At 37.8% G+C, this 18,656-nt stretch carries 17 protein-coding genes; 2 read left to right on the top strand and 15 right to left on the bottom strand.

The features are described from left to right. Positions 1-54: 54 nt before the first annotated feature. The 14 genes from B091_RS0103110 to B091_RS0103045 form a co-directional block, all read right to left on the bottom strand. On the bottom strand, positions 55-696 hold the full coding sequence (locus tag B091_RS0103110) for a SanA/YdcF family protein (protein WP_018108547.1): 642 nt from the start codon (positions 694-696) through the stop codon (positions 55-57). Further along, a complete protein-coding gene (locus B091_RS0103105) occupies positions 683-2,050 on the bottom strand; it encodes a TolC family protein (RefSeq protein ID WP_238319413.1) in 1,368 nt (455 codons plus the stop codon). The genes B091_RS0103110 and B091_RS0103105 overlap by 14 nt, the downstream gene beginning before the upstream one ends. Then, entirely contained in the window at positions 2,043-5,171 is a 3,129-nt protein-coding gene (locus tag B091_RS0103100; protein ID WP_018108545.1) for an efflux RND transporter permease subunit, read from the bottom strand. Before B091_RS0103100 ends, B091_RS0103105 begins: the two co-directional genes overlap by 8 nt. After that, positions 5,168-6,244 (bottom strand): efflux RND transporter periplasmic adaptor subunit, encoded by a 1,077-nt coding sequence (locus B091_RS0103095; protein ID WP_025069404.1) that lies wholly within the window; start codon positions 6,242-6,244, stop codon positions 5,168-5,170. Before B091_RS0103095 ends, B091_RS0103100 begins: the two co-directional genes overlap by 4 nt. 44 nt (positions 6,245-6,288) lie before the next feature. Beyond that, positions 6,289-7,158, bottom strand: coding sequence for a F0F1 ATP synthase subunit gamma (locus tag B091_RS0103090; protein ID WP_018108543.1), 870 nt, complete (start codon positions 7,156-7,158; stop codon positions 6,289-6,291). Positions 7,159-7,171: 13 nt separating this feature from the next. Next, complete coding sequence (gene atpA, locus B091_RS0103085) at positions 7,172-8,758, bottom strand: F0F1 ATP synthase subunit alpha (RefSeq protein ID WP_018108542.1); 1,587 nt, start codon at positions 8,756-8,758, stop codon at positions 7,172-7,174. Positions 8,759-8,770: 12 nt separating this feature from the next. Continuing rightward, positions 8,771-9,331, bottom strand: coding sequence for a F0F1 ATP synthase subunit delta (locus B091_RS0103080; protein ID WP_018108541.1), 561 nt, complete (start codon positions 9,329-9,331; stop codon positions 8,771-8,773). Between the two features lie 5 nt (positions 9,332-9,336). Next, positions 9,337-9,837, bottom strand: coding sequence for a F0F1 ATP synthase subunit B (atpF, locus tag B091_RS0103075; RefSeq protein WP_018108540.1), 501 nt, complete (start codon positions 9,835-9,837; stop codon positions 9,337-9,339). Between the two features lie 9 nt (positions 9,838-9,846). Then, on the bottom strand, positions 9,847-10,098 hold the full coding sequence (atpE, locus tag B091_RS0103070) for an ATP synthase F0 subunit C (RefSeq protein ID WP_018108539.1): 252 nt from the start codon (positions 10,096-10,098) through the stop codon (positions 9,847-9,849). 47 nt (positions 10,099-10,145) lie between these two features. Beyond that, positions 10,146-11,237, bottom strand: coding sequence for a F0F1 ATP synthase subunit A (gene atpB, locus B091_RS0103065; protein ID WP_025069403.1), 1,092 nt, complete (start codon positions 11,235-11,237; stop codon positions 10,146-10,148). A gap of 1 nt (position 11,238) precedes the next feature. Further along, positions 11,239-11,625 carry a hypothetical protein gene (locus tag B091_RS0103060; RefSeq protein WP_018108537.1) on the bottom strand — a complete coding sequence of 129 codons (387 nt, stop codon included), beginning with the start codon at positions 11,623-11,625 and terminating at the stop codon, positions 11,239-11,241. Positions 11,626-11,636: 11 nt separating this feature from the next. Further along, positions 11,637-11,876 carry an ATP synthase F1 subunit epsilon gene (atpC, locus tag B091_RS0103055; RefSeq protein ID WP_018108536.1) on the bottom strand — a complete coding sequence of 80 codons (240 nt, stop codon included), beginning with the start codon at positions 11,874-11,876 and terminating at the stop codon, positions 11,637-11,639. A 6-nt stretch (positions 11,877-11,882) separates the two neighbouring features. Continuing rightward, entirely contained in the window at positions 11,883-13,406 is a 1,524-nt protein-coding gene (gene atpD / locus B091_RS0103050; protein ID WP_018108535.1) for a F0F1 ATP synthase subunit beta, read from the bottom strand. Positions 13,407-13,821: 415 nt separating this feature from the next. After that, entirely contained in the window at positions 13,822-15,354 is a 1,533-nt protein-coding gene (locus B091_RS0103045) for a DUF4301 family protein (protein ID WP_018108534.1), read from the bottom strand. A 123-nt stretch (positions 15,355-15,477) separates the two neighbouring features. Here B091_RS0103045 and B091_RS0103040 point away from each other — a divergent pair, with 123 nt between their 5' ends. Further along, positions 15,478-17,697: a RelA/SpoT family protein gene (locus tag B091_RS0103040; RefSeq protein ID WP_018108533.1), complete on the top strand. Its 2,220-nt coding sequence runs from the start codon at positions 15,478-15,480 to the stop codon at positions 17,695-17,697. 3 nt (positions 17,698-17,700) lie between these two features. Beyond that, a complete protein-coding gene (locus B091_RS0103035) occupies positions 17,701-18,291 on the top strand; it encodes a Crp/Fnr family transcriptional regulator (protein WP_018108532.1) in 591 nt (196 codons plus the stop codon). A 143-nt stretch (positions 18,292-18,434) separates the two neighbouring features. Here B091_RS0103035 and B091_RS11675 read toward each other — a convergent pair. Beyond that, the coding region (locus B091_RS11675) for a transposase (RefSeq protein ID WP_026166367.1) at positions 18,435-18,656 on the bottom strand (222 nt) is incomplete at its 5' end.

Here is an 18,656-nt window from a genome sequence, read left to right as displayed (position 1 = left end):
TAAATAGTAATTTACTTGTCTCATTGTCAAACTATGCTATCAGCCTAATCCCATCTATCGAATCTCTATAGACTCGCCCAAATGTTTAGGTTGCTTATTAAAAATAATATCTAAGAACACTTTTACTCTAGCCAATTTCTCACGGGCTTGAACCTTAAGTCCTTTGGATAGAGATACGTCTTGAGCATTGTATCCAACAACATCAAGACCGTACGATTTGGCCAAAAATATGGCTCGCTCATTATGGAATTTTTGTGAAATAACAGTAAACTGATCTTGTCCGAAAATCTCGTTCATACGGACAATAGAATCGAGTGTACGCAAACCTGCTGCATCAATATAAAGATGCTCAGGATGTACACCCTGAGCTATCAATGCCTTTTTCATATCAAGAGGTTCGTTATAATATTTTTCGCGATTATCGCCACTAATGACAATGCGATCAATCTTTCCGGCATGGTAAAGAGCTGCTGCTGCATCAATGCGATAAGTAAAATAAGGATTGGGTGCACCCGAAACAAGAGATTTTGAGGTTCCAAGCACCACTCCTACACGATTGTATGGGATATCTGAGAGGGAGCTATATGTTCGATCACGAGCAACATAGCCTACATAAAAAGAGCATAAGTATATCGTAACCAATAAAACGATTATCAGTATACTTATACTTATGCCTATAATTTTAATTTTTTGCATTCATTTCAAGTTGCCCTGATGCTTTCAGATAATTGGTTTCATTGAGTCGTAACTGAGCTTTAGATTCCACATTCTGTGCCCAAGCTTTTTGCCAAAGTGTTTGAGCTTCCATATGATCGGTTAGGGTCTCTAAACCAACCTCATATTGCTCGGTGCTTATCTTGAGATTTTCTGCTGCCTGAACCAGTGCTTCACTAGTCATGTCAACCTCTAGTTTAGACTCATCAATCTCGTTTAAAGCCATTGTCATCTCAAGGATCATTTTCTCGGTAGCATCATCACGTTGTAATTCGGCCATTTGGTGTTCAACCTTCTTGGCTCTGACTTTACTAATACCTTCACCCCACTGAAATAAGGGTACGCTTACTGAGAACATCGCTGAAAAGGATCCACCTTTAAAGAGTTTGTTGTCATTAAATTTTAACGCATCATAATAGTTCCAACCACCCATAACTCCTACTTGTGGCAAATAACTACCACGTGTAAGTTTAATCTCTTGTTGCTTTAATTCAAGATTTTTACTTAAAATACGGTATTCAGGACGCAGGTATACGTCATGAATAACTTTATAAGAAGTTACTTGATTAATATCTTGATTTAAGATATCAATATCTTCGAGCAGTGGAAGACCTATGATATGACAAAGATTCATTTTGGATAAAGTTACAGCATTTTCAGCTCTACGATATTGCAAGTTGGCTTCATTTAACTTTACTTTAACTTTAAGTATCTCATTTCTCGATAACATGCCTACCTCATAACCATTCTCAACATCTTTGAGTAGGTGCTCAACAACCTCTTTATATTTTTGAGCAACAAGTAGCATCTCTTCAACCTTGATTAGTGTCCAGTATGCTTGATCGGTTTGATAGATAACATCTGCATTCGTCATACTGTGGTTTAAGATTGACATCTCTTTGCCTAGTTTAGCCATTTTATAAGCAGAACGGATTTTGCCTCCTGTATATAAAGGCTGCTTAAGCATAACCCCAGCCATCCAACTGTTGTTTAGATTAAAACTAAACGGTATGTCGGGAGTGATTAAAACTCCACCGTTGGGTACGTGAGGGGTTGTTCCAGTTAAAGTTGGAATTGTCATACTTGGGATGGCATCTTTCAACTTTTTCGAGTTGAATAGGTAATTTCCTTCAGCAGACAGATGAGGAAAGAACTTTGAACGATAGGTTATAATATCTTGACTGGCTTTATCAATCTGCAAAACAGAAACCCTATTTTGCTTATTATGCTTTAAAGCCATTTCTCTGCAATCAGAGAGGGATATCTTTTGCTGTGCAGAAGCTCCCAAACTGATAAACACCAATAATAAAATAGATATGTATCTCATCTTACTCATTTTCTTTATTGACTTTAATTCTAAAAAACAGGGCATAAAGAATCGGAACAAACACCAATGTAATTAGTGTTCCAACTAACAGACCACCCATGATAGTTACAGCTAAAGAGCCGAACATATCGTCACTTAGTAGTGGTATCATCCCCAGTATTGTAGTCAAGGCAGCCATCATTACAGCTCTAAACCTAGAGGCTGAACTATCAAGCAAGGCTTTAACAGGCTCGACACCATCGTTGATTTGGAGTGATATTTCGTCCATTAGTATAATACCATTTTTGATCATCATACCAATTAGACCCAAAGCTCCAACAATGGCAACGAAACCAAAATCTTTACCCGACAAAAGCACACTAAAGATTACACCAATTGAAATCAAAGGCATACAACAGAATATAATAAGTGGCTTCTTAAAGTCTTTAAATAGTAATATCAAAATAGCGATCATAAGAATAATAGCTAAAGGAAAGTTACCAAAAAGGTATTTCATACTCTCTGTGCTTGCCTTATATTCGCCTTGCCACATCAAATTATATCCCTCCGGAAGCTCAATAGCCTCAACCTGCGCTAAGATATCTTGCCTTGCCTCATCGGCACTAACTCCAGGCACAGGATTGCTCATCGCACTTCGTGCACGCTGTCCGTTATATCTGAGAACTAAGGGGTCTTCCCACATCACACTTATACCCTCCGAAGCTTGATTGAGTGGAACAGTGCGTAAAGCACCTGCCAACAAATCTTCTTGGGAAAGTGAACCATTTAAGAACTCAAGAACAGTACTTGTTGTTAAGTTTTGAATAGCAGGTAGCAGACTAAAAACAGGTACGCTGTTGAGCTCCTCAATCGGATTCCCCTTATTATCAGTGCTTTTTATGTAGATATTCTTTTGCTGGTCTCCTTTATAGAATGATCCAACAGGTAAACCTCCAGTAGAGGTAAGCAGCGAAAGAGAAATATCTTCACGGGTTAATCCGATATTACGAGCTACAGGTTGATTATATTTTACCATAAGCGTTGGAGTTTGAGGCTCCCAACTGTTCCTTACAAGCATATTCTTACTGCTCTTTACCATAATCTCTTCAGCTTGGTCAGTCAACGACTTCAACACTGCAGGATCGGGGCCAGTAAATTGTGCTTCAATCGGATAAGGTTGATACATCAGATTGTATCTTTTGAGTCTTACATAAGCATCAGGATAGTGTTCCGTTAGGTAATTCTGAATCACCCACATCGAATCAACAAGCTGCTTAGGGCTTTCAAAGTCAACAATGAGCTCACCATACGATAAAGATGGCGTAGCTATGCTACGAACTAAGTTATATCTCGCAGGTGTACCTCCCAGAGCTGTTGTTACGTGTGTTACCTCATCACGAGCCAATAAATAATCTTCAATCTCTGCTAGATCACTTGATACTTTTTTATTTTGAGTGCCTTCCGGCATCTTATATTCGATGTAGAGCTGATTATAGCTCATATCAGGGAAAAAAGATTGTGGTAAAAACTGATAGCAAAACACACTTAAGCCCACAAGAACTATACTAATCCCCACAGATAAAAGTCGATGCTTTAAGCCCCAGAATACTACAGCACGTAGAATTTGATAAGGCTTACTATTAAGTGAGTCGGCGGAAGAACCTTTTGGCTTTTTAAGAATCCAACTCGCCATCAAAGGAACTTGAGTAAGTGCTAATAGCCAACTAATTAATAGCGAAACAGCCAACACAATAAAGAGGTCACGGACATAAACACCAGCAGTATCTGGCGACAAAAATATAGGGAAGAAGGCTAGAATTGCGATTAGAGTAGCACCTAGCAAAGGCATAGACGTACGTTGCCCAATACTAGTTAACGCTTTATTACGCTCAAGTCCATTTTGAAGATCTACCAAGATTCCATCAGTAATAACGATCGCATTATCTACCAGCATCCCCATAGCCAGAATAAATGCAGCTAAAGATACGCGTTGAAGTGTACCTTCAAACATATTGAGCACTAAGAATGACCCAAAAACAATCACTAGCAAACTCGTACCAATAATGATTCCACTACGAAATCCCATGGTAAACATAAGTACAACTACAACGATGATAACTGACTCAAGAAGATTGAGTAGAAAAGTATTTAAAGATTCACTAACACGTTCGGGCTGGTTGAATACTTGGTGGTAATCAATCCCTACGGGTAGTCTATTTTCTTTAAGCTCGGCAAGCTTTTTCTCAACAACATCACCTACTTTAGTAATATCAAAAGAGGAACTTCCGGCAATAGCAATACCGTAAGCTTTTTGCTTGTCATACCGCATTTGATAGCGTGCTGGATCTTCAAACCCAATGCTGACACTTGCTATATCACCCAAACGCACTTGATCTTCTTCGTGGCCTTGTATGATAAGGTTAGCAATATCATCAACCGATTGGTATCTGTCATCAACCCAAACTCTTAAACGATGTCCACCTGCATCAAAATAGCCTGAGTAAACTGTTTTGTTTTGCCCGTTGAGTGTAGATAAAACTTCTGTTGGATGAACACCCATATTTGCCATACGGTCTTCGACAAGCTCAATATTGATACATTCGTCTTGCTGTCCAAAAACCTCAACACTAGTAACTCCTTCGATATCTTGAACTTCTCGCTGTATCATATTAACGTATTTCGTCAACTCAGAATCAGAAATTCCATCAGAAGTTATGGCATAGAACATTCCATAAACATCACCAAAGTCATCTTTAACAACCGAAGGAATGGCCCCACTAGGCAAACTGCCTTGAACATCCCCTACCTTTCGGCGAAGAATATCCCAATACTGGTTTACTTCCTCGTCAGGTAATAATTTGGAAAGCTCTACGGTTATAATTGAAAGGTCATTTAGTGATCTACTCTTGACATTGTCGATAAAGTTCATCGTACGAATACTCTTCTCAAGTAGATCTGTGACTTCTAGCTCAACCTGATAGGCCGATGCCCCAGGATAAGCTGTTACTACCATTGCTTCCTTAACTTTAATCTCAGGATCTTCGAGCTTACTCATATCATAGAAAGCTTTCATTCCACCAACGACAAGTATTGCGATAAGGAAACGAACTAGGTAACGGTTGTTTAAAGCCCATTTTCCTAAATCCATCATAATAGCCCTCCTACATTAGTTTTGCTATTGGGTTGCAAAGGAACCACACGATCGCCCTTTTTCAAGGAGTGAACACCAGCGACTACAACTTGCTCACCAACTGTAAGCCCCTTGGAAACAATCGTTTTACCATCACGCTGAATCCCGGAGAGCTCAATCACTCGAGGAGACACTGTTTGGGTATCACGATCATAAATCCAAACCATTGGTTCTTGAGACTCTGGCAAATTGAATACAGCAGATAACGGGATTATTGTAAGATTAGAATCGGATGTCTTTTTATTTATATTGACCGTAGCCGTCATCCCTGCAGTAGGCAGATTGGCGTAGTTAGATTCATCAAAAGTGAAACGCATAGTATAAAGCTGGTTTAAGTTTGCTTTATGCGTAATCCCTTTAAGTACTAAATTGTAAGTTTGATTAGGGAAAATATCAACAGAGCATGTGAAGGTATCAAATAGGTCTCTTTGATAAAACTCTGTGGAAGGAATATTAATTTCGATGTCAGGCATTTTGTTATTAATCATCGACACAATAGGCATTCCAGCAGCTACAGTTTCGTCACGATCAAAAAGCTTCTTCTGAATAAAACCATCATAAGGAGCATATAGCTTTGTGTCTGAGAGAGCATCTTTATGTGCTTTAAGCTTAGCTGTTATTTGCTCAAGGCCGAACTTGGCCTTGTCGTAATCATTTTTAGAGACACTTCTCTTTTCATACAAAGCCATAATACGCTCTGCTTCGCCTTTTACTTTATCATATTCTGCTTGAGTAGCTGAGAGTTGAGTCTCGTAATCACGTGGATCAATCTCAGCCAATAGCTGGCCCTTACGAACTTTGCTTCCCACATTGACGTAAACGTGTTTCAAAGGGCCACTAACCCTGAAACTTAAGTTTACATCAGATGAAGCTTTTATTTTACCTGGATAGGAGACCGATAATTGCTGAGTACAAGGTTCTACTGAGTCTATCTTAGCTGTTAAAGCTCGACTAATTTCTGTTTTTTTACCCGAAGAACAACTCCAGAATAAAGAAACTAACATCACAACAGGGATTATAAATTTTCTTTTCATCTGCATTATCATTTTGAGTATTAAAGTTAATAAATTAGCGTTACTTATCTCATACTTCCACCAACTATATCTAGCAATTCATTAGTTATCGCCTGCTGACGTGATTTATTGTATTGCAAAGTTAAATCATCTATCAAATCATTAGCATTATCAGTTGCTGATTTCATCGCTAATGAGCGAGCCGCATGTTCTGAAGCATTAGAATCAATTAATACTGTAAATAGTTTTTGACTCAACACCTTTGGTAGTAATTCAGCAATTAGCTCTGCTTCACTGGGCTCAATAATATAATCACTATTTACTACTTCTACCTCTTCTGTTGGTCTATATTTATCCATATCAAAAGGTAGATAAATCTCTTCAGTCAACTCTTGTGAACCTAAACTCTTGAAGTGATGATAGATTAAAAGTACTTGATCAATTTCTTTATTCTTGTACTTTCGCATCAGTTCATAAGCAATTTCCCGCATTCCCTTATAGTTGGGTTTGTCGGCTAGTTCTTGGTAAGAACCTGCAACTGGCAAGCCTTTTTTAAGAATATACTCTTCAATCTTCTTTCCAATTGGATAGAAAAGCATAGAGTCGGGATCAATAGTACTCTTTGCAAACAAGCTATTGACTGCACGAACCACATTACTATTGAATCCTCCACACAAGGTTGTGTTTGAGGAAATCACAACAACAGCAATTCGCTTAATCTCCCTACTCTGGATAAAAGGAGATTGTACAGATACATCAGAAGCCATTAACTTGCCAACGATATCATCAAGCTTAACCTGATAAGGAACCATATTTGCTATGATTCCTTCAACACGGGTCAACTTAGAGGATGCCACCAAGCGCATGGCAGATGTTATCTTCCGAGTATTCTTAACTGAACTGATTCTGTTCTTTACTTCGCGTAATGATCCCATATCTTAATTAAGTTTATTCAATGAATTGACTCGCTATCATTTTAGCAGTTTCTTCTATTGTGCGTTTAACTTTATCGTTAATAACACCCGATTTTAGTACATCAAGGACATCTTCTCTATGATTACGTTCAAGCGCACTCAAATAAGCCTCTTCAAACTCATTTACTTTGTTGAATGGAACGTTTCTTAAAAGATTATGGATACCACAATAAAGAATTGCAATTTGATTTTCTACGGCCATTGGCTCATATTGAGGCTGAACAAGAAGCATTGTATTCTTCTTACCTCTATCCAGTGTCATTTCAGTAACAGGGTCCATATCGCTACTAAATTGGGAAAACGCTTCTAACTCACGATATTGTGCCTGGTCAATTTTTAGTGTTCCAGCTACAGCCTTCATTGATTTTATCTGAGCATTACCTCCTACACGAGATACAGAGATACCTACATTAATAGCTGGACGATTTCCTTGGTTAAACAAATCAGTATCCAAGAAGATCTGACCATCAGTAATCGAAATTACGTTGGTCGGAATATAAGCCGATACGTCACCTGCTTGAGTTTCAATCACAGGCAAAGCTGTTAACGAACCACCTCCTTTGACAATACCTTTAAGACTTTCAGGAAGATCATTCATCTGTTCAGCAACCTCTTGTTGATTAATAATCTTAGCTGCACGCTCTAAAAGACGAGAGTGAAGATAGAAAACATCACCAGGATAAGCTTCACGCCCTGAAGGCCTCCTCAAAATAAGCGACACCTCACGGTAAGCAACAGCTTGCTTAGATAAATCATCATAAACAACCAAAGCATGTCTACCAGTATCTCTGAAATACTCACCAATAGCAGCTCCAGAGAAAGCCGAATAGTATTGCAGTGCAGCAGGCTCACCTGCAGTAGCAGCAACGATTACGGTGTACTCCATTGCTTTATGGCGTCTGAGAGTCTCAACGATAGAAGCAACAGTAGATGCTTTCTGACCTATGGCCACGTAGATACAATAAACTGGCTCACCAGCTTCATATGCACTTCGTTGGTTAAGGATTGCATCAATTGCAATAGCTGTTTTTCCTGTTTGGCGGTCACCAATAATCAACTCACGCTGTCCCCTACCAATAGGTATCATTGCATCAACTGCTTTGATACCCGTTTGAAGAGGCTCAGTTACGGGTTGACGATAAATAACTCCTGGAGCTTTACGCTCAAGAGGCATTTCGAATAACTCGCCACCAATTTGACCTTTACCATCTAGCGGTTGTCCTAGAGGATCTATCACACGACCGAGCATACCCTCACCCACATGGATTGAGGCAATTTTCTTAGTTCGCTTAATAATATCGCCCTCTTTGACACGATCCGTCGGCCCTAAAAGTACAGCACCAACATTATCTTCTTCAAGGTTCATCACAATGGCTTTAATACCATTTTCAAGCTCTAGAAGTTCGTTAGCCTCAGCATTTCTAAGACCATAAATACGTATTACACCATCACTAACTTGTAGGATAGTACCAATTTCATCAAGCTGGATACGAGTTTCAATTCCTTCTAGTTGTCTTTGAAGAACTTCGGAAACCTCACTCACTCTTATATTATCAGACATATTAATTTTCTATTAAACGATTCTTCTATTCTTATCAACAAACTGCTTTTTAACCCGTCGCAACTGTGTGGCAATACTTGCGTCTAAGCGATAATCATTGATATCGAATATGAAACCACCTTCAATACTCGGGTCTACCACAGTTTTTAACTCCATTTTTGTTCGCAACAAGTGTGACGAGGAACTGATTACTCGGTCTTCAATAGCCTTACTCACAGGAATAGCAGTAATTAGCGTAGCAATACTGATGTGTTTATGCTTACGATAAAGATCTAAATACATCATCATCATAAACTGCAAGTAATCCTCACGTCGTTGCTCTAATACAAGATCAACAAAACGCTCGAACTCATCACAAATCTCATCTTTTCCTTCCGATGCAGCAATAATCAGACTTTTCTTTTCTTTTCTTGCTAAGATAGGACTTATTAAAACTTGTTTGAATCGAGGTTGATTGAGTAAATTATCAGCTAAGACAAGTGCATTTTCATAAACTTTGTCCTCACATTTATGTTCAATCGCATAATTAAACAAGGCCTTGCCATAACGCATTGATATTGCTCCTGCTTCCATTACTATTATTTTTTATGAGCTAACACTTCATCAAGCATTCGATCAATCATACTCATTTGCTCTTTCTCTGTATCTAAGTTTTGACGGATAACCTTCTCAGCAATATCTACAGATAAAATAGCTACTTGTCTACGAATTGAGCGAATAGCTTCATCTTTCTCTTTTTGAATTTGATCTTTAATTTCCTCAAGCTCTTGTTCTGCTAAAATCTTAGCCTCTTTACGAGCTTCTCGGATAATACTGTTTTTCTCTTCTTGAGCTTGACGAAGAATACGACCTTGTTCACGGTTAGCTTCGTTCACAATACGCGATGCTTCATCTTGTAGCTGTACCAACTTAACGTTGGCTTCCTCAGCTACCTTTAGAGAGTCGTCAATATAGTTTTTCCTCTTTTCGACCATGTCGGTAATAACAGGAAAACCATATTTTGCCAGAATTACAAAAACAATACCAAAAGATATTACCATCCAAAATAAGAGTCCTACTTCTGGTAATAATATTGACATAAGTTAAATTTATAGAGAAATTAAGAAACAAATAATAAGTGCAAATAAAGCAACACCCTCTACAAGACCTGCTGCAATAATCATATTTGCACGAATCGTACTCGCTACTTCAGGTTGGCGTGCAATTGCATCCATTGCTGAAGCACCAATTTTACTAATACCAATACCAGCTCCAATAGCTGCAAGCCCAGCACCTAGTGCTGCGCCTAATTCAGCCAATCCAATAGAAGCTGCAGCTTCCAATAATACAGGAAATAACATAATCTTAATTTTTAAGTTTTCTTAAATATGTAAATTCTAATATATAACTAGTTTTTTGCCTTTTTCTTTTTCCCATCTTGGGCCAAACCTATGAAAACTGCTGATAACAGCGTGAATACATAAGCTTGTATAAAGGCAACTAAGAGTTCTAGTAAATTCATAAATAGCGTGAATAGTATTGAGATCACAGATAAGCCTCCTTGAAGAGCTGCTCCCATACTGTTTGCTATAAAAATCAAACAAACGAAAATAATAATAGCCATATGCCCCGCTAGCATATTTGCAAATAGACGAATCATCAATGCAAAAGGCTTAGTGAATATACCCATAAACTCAATAAGAGGAATCAGCGGAATTGGAGCTTTAAGCAAGATAGGAACATCTGGCCAAAAAACTTCTTTCCAATAGTGCTTAGAGGCAAACAGATTAACAGCAAGCATCGTACAAAGAGCTAAAACTGCTGTAATAGCAATATTACCTGTTACATTTACCCCAGCAGGGAAAATGGGTACTAAACTTAAAACATTACTCAGAAAGATGAAGAAAAATACGGTTAGCAAATAAGGAGCAAATCGTTTATAATTCTCTCCAACGCTATCTTTAATAACATCATCATGAACCATCATGATAAACATCTCCATAAAACCAGTAAAGCCGCCTGGAGAAATCTTTTTAGGGTCGTGTTTTTTATACCACCTTGCAACCCCCAACACAATTACTGCGAGTAATAATGCATTTAAGATCAAAGCTAAGGCCATTTTAGTCAGCGATAAATCGAGAGTCGGCCTAACCCAAATCCCATCAATCTTCTCAACAATTTTATCTTGATGGTCAGTTCCTTTTTCTGAAATCTTAAAGCCCTTGTAAGTTTGTCCATGCTCTAACTTAGAAGAAAGAAACATATTCCAACCTGTGGTAGAGCTATAGACTATAATCGGTAGGGGTATTGATAATTCTAGGTTTTCGCCCAGCGTAGCAACATGCCACTCGTAAGAATCCCCCATATGTCCGAAAACAATTTCTTCCATATCCAACTGCTGCTTATCGTCTTGTGCTACTCCTTTTTGAGGAAGTATAAACAAAAGTGATAATACGGTCAGAAACAAAAGCCGATATCTATGTTTTATTGATCTATTCATGTTACTCTGTTTTTTGAATCAACTCTCTGTTACAACGTATAAAGAGCCAACTTTCAAATGCGATATACGCAAAATAATATATTACGAATACGATAACGAATGTTTTATCAAGCCCTAATCTCATATATACAATCAAAATGAATGCTAAAGATAAAGCAACTTTAATAAGTTTATTTATAAAGACATAACGCTCCGCACCTTCTCCATTATTTTGAAGATACTTATTAATAAATAGGATAACACCAGATTCTATAAGACCTAAAAACAGAGGAACAGTAACAAATAATTTAAAGCTAAAACCTGGTTGAAAATACGACAAGGCAAGCCAACCTATTCCTGTAATCACTGCTGTAAACAGGATTAATTTCAGACCCAATATTTTTCTCATATTCAGTTATCTTAAGAAACACATACCGATATAATATTGTTATGTGCTTCAACGAATCCCTCTTCGATTTCAAGAGTATGCTCCACCCCATCAGTGGTTAAATATTTAACCACACCCTCATGCAAAGATGAGATGATTGGAGCATGATTATTTAAAATCATGAAGTTCCCTTTAGTTCCGGGTAGGTGGACTTCTCTCACCTCACCCTTAAAGAGCTCTTTTTCGGGAGATAATATACTCAACTTCATCATAATGGATTATTTTTTAGCTTCTTCTATCAGGCGTTCACCTTTTTCGATAGCTTGTTCTATGGTACCTACATTCATAAAGGCTGACTCAGGTAGGTAATCTACTTCACCCTCCAAAATCATATTAAACCCTTTAATGGTATCCTCAATAGAAACGATCTCTCCAGGAACACCAGTAAACTGTTCTGCAACTGAGAAAGGCTGTGAGAAGAATCGCTGAACTTTACGAGCTCGAGTTACGGTAAGTTTATCCTCATCAGAGAGTTCATCCATACCCAAGATAGAAATAATATCTTGAAGTTCTTTATTACGCTGAAGGATTTGACTCACACGCTGAGCTGTTTCGTAGTGTTCTTTACCAACAATGTGTGGATCTAGAATACGAGAAGAAGACTCTAAAGGATCAACCGCAGGATAGATACCCATCTCAGTAATCTTACGACTTAATACTGTGGTAGCATCAAGGTGAGTAAATGTTGTTGCAGGAGCAGGGTCAGTCAAGTCATCGGCAGGAACGTACACTGCCTGAACCGAAGTAATAGAACCGCTCTTTGTTGAAGCAATACGCTCTTGCATAGCACCCATTTCAGAAGCAAGAGTAGGTTGATATCCCACAGCTGAAGGCATACGACCCAATAGAGCCGACACCTCAGAACCTGCCTGAGTAAAACGGAAAATATTATCAATAAAGAAAAGGATATCTCGAGAACCACCGTCCTTACCACCCATATCACGAAAAGCTTCAGCAACAGTTAAACCAGATAATGCCACAGAAGAACGTGCGCCAGGAGGTTCATTCATCTGACCAAAGATCAGAGTTGCTTGAGATTTTTCAACCTCTTTATAATCTACTTTAGAGAGGTCCCAATGTCCCTCTTCCATACTTTTCTTAAACTCTTCACCATAACGAATAACGCCAGATTCAATCATTTCACGAAGCAAGTCATTACCCTCACGAGTACGTTCACCTACACCAGCGAAAACCGAAAATCCATTTTGACGTTTTGCTATATTGTTGATCAGCTCCATAATAAGAACTGTCTTACCAACACCAGCACCACCAAACAATCCGATCTTACCACCCTTAGAATAAGGCTGTAATAAGTCAATTACTTTAATACCTGTAAAAAGAACTTCTTGTACAGTCGTTAAATCTTCAAACTTAGGTGGGTCACGATGGATGGGATAAGCACCTTTACGTCCTAAAGCTTGTAAGCCATCAATAGAAGCACCTACAACATTCATTAAACGCCCTTTGGTTTGATCACCAATTGGCATTGTTATAGGTCTACCCGTATTTTTAACTGGCAACCCTCTTTGAAGACCATCTGTTGTATCCATAGCCACAGTTCTTACTGTGTTCTCTCCGATGTGTTGTTGAACCTCCACAATAAGAGTTTTACCATCAGGACGCTCAATTTCTAACGCATCATGAATGCTAGGCAAGCTATCATCTTCCCCTTCTCCTATATTAAAATAAACATCAACAACAGGTCCTATCACCTGAGAAATGCGTCCTATTAATTTCGACATAGCATTTTATATTATATTCTAGTTATTGCACACAATATTATTCTAACAAACACCATTCAATAGAGTTCATTAACGTAATGCATATTTACAAATCTATAAACAATAAAACGAAACCAATCGTAACTTACACTTATAAATGATTAAGAAAGTTAAATTTCTAGTATTTTATACTTTAAACCCTGTATAAGTAGCACAACACCACCGTATATGACTACTATATAACTCCTTATTATTTTATGAATATTGGATAGTTTTGTAAAATTGCCAACAAAATAGTTTCATTTAAAACCACTTTTACTTACTATATTTCGAAAGAGGTTTCGATTATTATTACTTTACAAATTAGTAAGAATAACTAAGCAACAATTCCTGTATTCTGAAACTGCTGCTTAATATCAAATCACACAAAACTCAACTAAAGTCTCACTTCAGGTTGATGCTCTTTTCTTTGTAAGTCGTTTACCGTTTTTACAGGATTAAAAGTTGCTAGAGGAACCTCTACAAAGATAGTATTCCAATCACTCATTGCACCATTCCAAAGTCCTGGTAACTCAAGTGCCTTAAGAGGCTCACCATTTTTTGACTTCAAAGAGATAAAGCCAGTTTTAGGGTCAACGAACTTTTGAAGATCAAACTTGTCACCTTTATAATTATATAATCCACAAACCAAATCTACAGGATTAAAATGGGTGCCTTCATTAAACATTCGTACATAATCAACATTATTCATATCAATTTGCGAGCTTTCCAATATTTGAAGTGATACAGTGCCGTCACTATTGTAAGCAAAGAAGGGTCCTCCACCTGGCTCCCCAACATTCATAACCATTCCACAAACACGTATCGGACGATTCAACTTACTGATCAAGTAAATAACCAATTCGGAATCGTCTAAGTCTTTTGTTTCGGGGTTTTTACAGTGCAAACTTTTCTGCGTAAACTGCAAAACTTCTAATACCTGCTCATGGGTGTATTTACCGCTTTCAAGAAGCTCCAGATAAGAAAATATTTGCTGTTGCAGCTCCACCAGTACACCAGCGATAACTTGCTTATAAACCTGAGTCGCAGGCTTAAGATGATCAGGAACAACATTATCTATATTTTTAATAAATACAACTTCGCTCCTTAAGTCGTTAAGATTTTCGATCAATGCACCATGACCTCCAGGACGGAATAATATTTCACCATCAACCCTAAAAGGTTGGTTTTCTAGATCAACAGCAATCGTATCAGTATTGCTTTTTTGCTCTGAGAAACTAATATTGTAGCTCACCTGAAACTTCTCCGCATATTTGGGGACCAATCTATCAAGTAAGGCTTCAAATAGTTCTTTATGCTCACCCGAAACCGTAAAGTGAAGGTTAACAACGGCATCATGCATTTTAGCATACTGTCCACCCTCCACAAGATGTTCTTCAATAGCTGTACGCACACCATCTTCATATCTATGAAACAATAGTAACCCTTTAGGTAGCTGCCCATAGTTTAAACCTTCTTCGTTCAGTAGATACTGAATAATGGGTTTAAACTGCCCCTCTTTTTTCAAAGTGGGAATATCTTTATATAGGTATTTAAGCAAGATCGCATTGAGAGTAGTATAGAATGAAAACCGTTCAATATTATCAAAAAACTCCAATTCAAATTGAGATTGAGGTACATCGTAAGATGCATCTAAGAACTCGAATAGATCTTTAAACATCCGACTTGCCGCACCCGAGGCAGGAACAAATTTGGATATTCTGTGTTTGTTGTTTACATAATTATTCCAAATTTCTTGGTAATGCTTAATTTCACTTTCAGTTAACTGAAGGATACCATCGTCAACTGAAGCAGCACGACTAATTTTCAACAACGGGAAACCTGACTTAAATTGATCAAGTTGCTTATTTACGGTGTGCATAGAAATACCTTTATTTCTTAAAAATATTTCATCTTGAGTGTTAATCATAATTTAAAGTGTTTTTATAGTTGATAGAACCAAAACTACAAATTTAAATTTTAAATTTAGGTTGAGCACCCAATTAAAAAGATTAAATTTACCAAGCGGACATATCAAAATGCAAAGATAATCATGGAAAAGCTTACTTTTTTTACCCCGGAAGAACGCATAGAGTTTCTTAGTCTATACAAGGAATTACGTCTTTCGGCTGGTAATAGTGTTTCACTACAATCTGTAAAAAGATTAAAAGAGACACTAATCAATATCGCAAAGTCTGGAGTTTTAAGAAGAACTCCTTTTAACGCGAACCCAATTTTGCACGCTATGCGTACAGCCTACATTGTTTCTGAAGAGGTGGGGATTAAGGGCTCATGCCTAATCGGTATATTATTGCATAATGCCGTAAAATCAGGCTATATAACCTTTGATGTTGTAGAAAAGTATTATGGAGAAGATGTAGCTAAGATTATCCATGGTCTGGTAAAAACGAGCGAACTATACGATAAAAGTCCTGTGGTTGAGTCGGAAAATTTCAGAAACTTACTCCTATCATTTGCTGAGGATATGCGTGTAATCTTAATTATGATTGCCGATAGAGTAAATGTGATGCGTGAGGTTAGAGATACGAATGATTTGGACAGACGCCTTCAAGTAGCTACTGAAGCTGCATATCTCTATGCCCCACTGGCACATAAACTAGGCCTCTATAAACTAAAATCAGAACTTGAAGACTTATCCTTGAAATATAGAGATAGTGAAGTTTACTATGACATTAGGGATAAGCTCAACCAAACCAAGTCTTCACGTGATAAATATATTGCAGAATTTATTCAACCCATTGACGAGGCATTAGCTAGAACAGGGTTGAAATATGAAATAAAAGGGAGAACGAAAACCATTCATTCCATCTGGAATAAAATGAAGAAACAGCAAACACCCTTTGAGAATATATACGATCTCTTTGCTATTCGAATCATCTTAGATGCCGAATATGCTAAAGAAAAGCAAGACTGCTGGCAAGTCTACTCCATTGTTACTGATATGTATCAACCCAACCCTAAAAGGTTGCGTGATTGGCTTTCTATACCCAAGAGCAATGGCTATGAGTCGCTCCACATCACAGTTATGGGGCCTCAAGGTAAATGGGTAGAGGTACAAATAAGAACTCAGCGCATGGATGATGTGGCTGAACGCGGACTTGCTGCTCACTGGAGATACAAAGGAGTCAAGGGTGAATCAGGTTTAGACGATTGGTTAACTTCCGTTCGTGAGGCTCTTGAAGGCTCAGAAAATAACGACTCTATGAAAGTCATGGACCAATTTAAAATGGACCTATATGACGATGAAATGTTTGTTTTCACTCCTAAGGGGGATTTATTTAAACTACCTAAAGGTGCAACTGTACTTGACTTTGCTTTTCATATTCACTCCAATGTAGGATGTAAATGTATTGGGGCTAAGGTCAATGGACGCAATGTACAAATCCGACAAAAGCTAACGAGTGGAGATCAAGTAGAAATACTAACATCCAATGCTCAGAAGCCCAAACAAGATTGGCTCAAGATAGTAACTACCTCAAAGGCTAAAAATAAGATACGCAAGACACTCAAAGAAGATCAGTCTTTGCAAGTTGAGTTTGCCAAAGAGACTTTGAATCGCAAGTTTAAAAATAGGAAAATAGAATATGACGAGTCGGTGATGATGCGACTTATCAAAAAGCTAGGTTACAAGACTAACACCTTATTTTTACAGGACATAGCCAATGAAACACTCGATATCAATCAGGTAATTGAAAAGTATAACGAGATGCTTCATAAGCAAGAAAGTATAGCAGATGAGATAGTACATCGAAGTGCTGAAAATTTCGATTTACAGTATCAACTTGACGAAAAAGCACCAAGAGAAGATGTTTTGGTTATCGATCAAGACCTAAAAGGAATTAAATATAGCCTCGCCAAATGTTGCAACCCAATATATGGAGACGAAGTATTCGGTTTCATAACGGTATCTGGAGGAATCAAAGTACATCGTACGGACTGTCCTAACGCCTATCAATTGTTTAACCGATTTGGCTATAGAATAATTAAAGCCCAGTGGGCTGGAAAATCTATTGGTACACAATATCCTATAACCTTAAGAGTTATAGGTCACGATGATATCGGTATAGTAACTAATATAACCTCAATTATATCCAAAGAGCCAAACATCTTATTGCGAGCTATGGGTATAGACTCACACGATGGTTTATTCTCGGGAAACCTAACTATCATGGTAGGCGATACAAGCAAGCTCAACGTTCTTATTAAAAAGCTAAAAGGGGTAAAAGGGGTAAAACAAATTCAAAGAGTTTAAACTATGATTAATGACATCCTTCTTGAAGAAACAGTAAACAAGGTTGCCAACTCCAGATACAAAGAGATGAGCGTACAGGCAAGAAGACGCTTAATGCAACTGGTAGAACCAATTAAAATCAAAAAAGGTGATACTTTTATGCCGGTTGGTGAAATTTGCAAGGATCTATATTTAGTTGGCAAAGGTCTACTAAGACAGGTTTATATAAAAGATGGGAAAAGCATTACCGAACACTTCTCATACGAAGGATGCTTGGTGTTTTCCCTTGAAAGCACAATATTGGGCAAGCCTAACGCAATTTTTGCTGAAACTCTAGAAGATCTTAAGATGTATAAGCTAACCTACCAAGATTTATTAGAGCAGACAAAACAAGACTGGGAAATAAACATGTTTTATCGAAAGGTCTTGGAGTTTTCACTGATTGTTTCACAGCAAAAAGCATATGAATGGAGATTTAATACTGCGAATGAGAAGTACATTAAACTCCTCGAAACTCAACCAGAGGTAATCAAGCGAGCACCTCTAATACATATCGCTTCCTATTTGAATATCACACCCGAAACACTAAGTAGAGTAAGGGCTTCAACACTATAGAGTTTGAAATAAAATGATAGAACAGTAAGAGGGTTAGATAGCAATAAACTATATAACCCTCTTATTATAATAGATGCTTAGCCAAAATGAGCGACACTGTCTCAGGAAGTGTGTAAGTAAATTAAGCTTGGGTTGGGTTATTGTTATAGCCTGACCCTTTCTTTGTAAATAATTAGGAACTGATTTAAAATTATGCCCCAGTCCCTGATAGGCATTGACCACTTCTTTGTGGCCTCTCTAACGGCTAAATATACTGATTTCATCACAGAATCATCGGTTGGGAACGATAATTTGTTCTTGGTGTACTTTCTAATCTTGCCATTAAGATTTTCGATTAAGTTAGTTGTATAGATGACTTTTCTGAT

The organism is Bacteroides propionicifaciens DSM 19291 = JCM 14649 (genome assembly GCF_000375405.1).
GTDB classification, from domain to species: domain Bacteria; phylum Bacteroidota; class Bacteroidia; order Bacteroidales; family Bacteroidaceae; genus Bacteroides_E; species Bacteroides_E propionicifaciens.
This window is presented reverse-complemented; position numbering and strand designations above follow the sequence as displayed.

Excerpts from the sequence above, each read along its gene's own strand:
- B091_RS0103110 (WP_018108547.1), bottom strand. The coding sequence starts at position 696 with ATGCAAAAAATTAAAATTATAGGCATAAGTATAAGTATACTGATAATC.
- B091_RS0103105 (WP_238319413.1), bottom strand. The coding sequence starts at position 2,050 with ATGAGTAAGATGAGATACATATCTATTTTATTATTGGTGTTTATCAGT.
- B091_RS0103100 (WP_018108545.1), bottom strand. The coding sequence starts at position 5,171 with ATGATGGATTTAGGAAAATGGGCTTTAAACAACCGTTACCTAGTTCGT.
- B091_RS0103095 (WP_025069404.1), bottom strand. The coding sequence starts at position 6,244 with ATGAAAAGAAAATTTATAATCCCTGTTGTGATGTTAGTTTCTTTATTC.
- B091_RS0103090 (WP_018108543.1), bottom strand. The coding sequence starts at position 7,158 with ATGGGATCATTACGCGAAGTAAAGAACAGAATCAGTTCAGTTAAGAAT.
- atpA (WP_018108542.1), bottom strand. The coding sequence starts at position 8,758 with ATGTCTGATAATATAAGAGTGAGTGAGGTTTCCGAAGTTCTTCAAAGA.
- B091_RS0103080 (WP_018108541.1), bottom strand. The coding sequence starts at position 9,331 with ATGGAAGCAGGAGCAATATCAATGCGTTATGGCAAGGCCTTGTTTAAT.
- atpF (WP_018108540.1), bottom strand. The coding sequence starts at position 9,837 with ATGTCAATATTATTACCAGAAGTAGGACTCTTATTTTGGATGGTAATA.
- atpE (WP_018108539.1), bottom strand. The coding sequence starts at position 10,098 with ATGTTATTTCCTGTATTATTGGAAGCTGCAGCTTCTATTGGATTGGCT.
- atpB (WP_025069403.1), bottom strand. The coding sequence starts at position 11,237 with ATGAATAGATCAATAAAACATAGATATCGGCTTTTGTTTCTGACCGTA.
- B091_RS0103060 (WP_018108537.1), bottom strand. The coding sequence starts at position 11,625 with ATGAGAAAAATATTGGGTCTGAAATTAATCCTGTTTACAGCAGTGATT.
- atpC (WP_018108536.1), bottom strand. The coding sequence starts at position 11,876 with ATGATGAAGTTGAGTATATTATCTCCCGAAAAAGAGCTCTTTAAGGGT.
- atpD (WP_018108535.1), bottom strand. The coding sequence starts at position 13,406 with ATGTCGAAATTAATAGGACGCATTTCTCAGGTGATAGGACCTGTTGTT.
- B091_RS0103045 (WP_018108534.1), bottom strand. The coding sequence starts at position 15,354 with ATGATTAACACTCAAGATGAAATATTTTTAAGAAATAAAGGTATTTCT.
- B091_RS0103040 (WP_018108533.1), top strand. The coding sequence starts at position 15,478 with ATGGAAAAGCTTACTTTTTTTACCCCGGAAGAACGCATAGAGTTTCTT.
- B091_RS0103035 (WP_018108532.1), top strand. The coding sequence starts at position 17,701 with ATGATTAATGACATCCTTCTTGAAGAAACAGTAAACAAGGTTGCCAAC.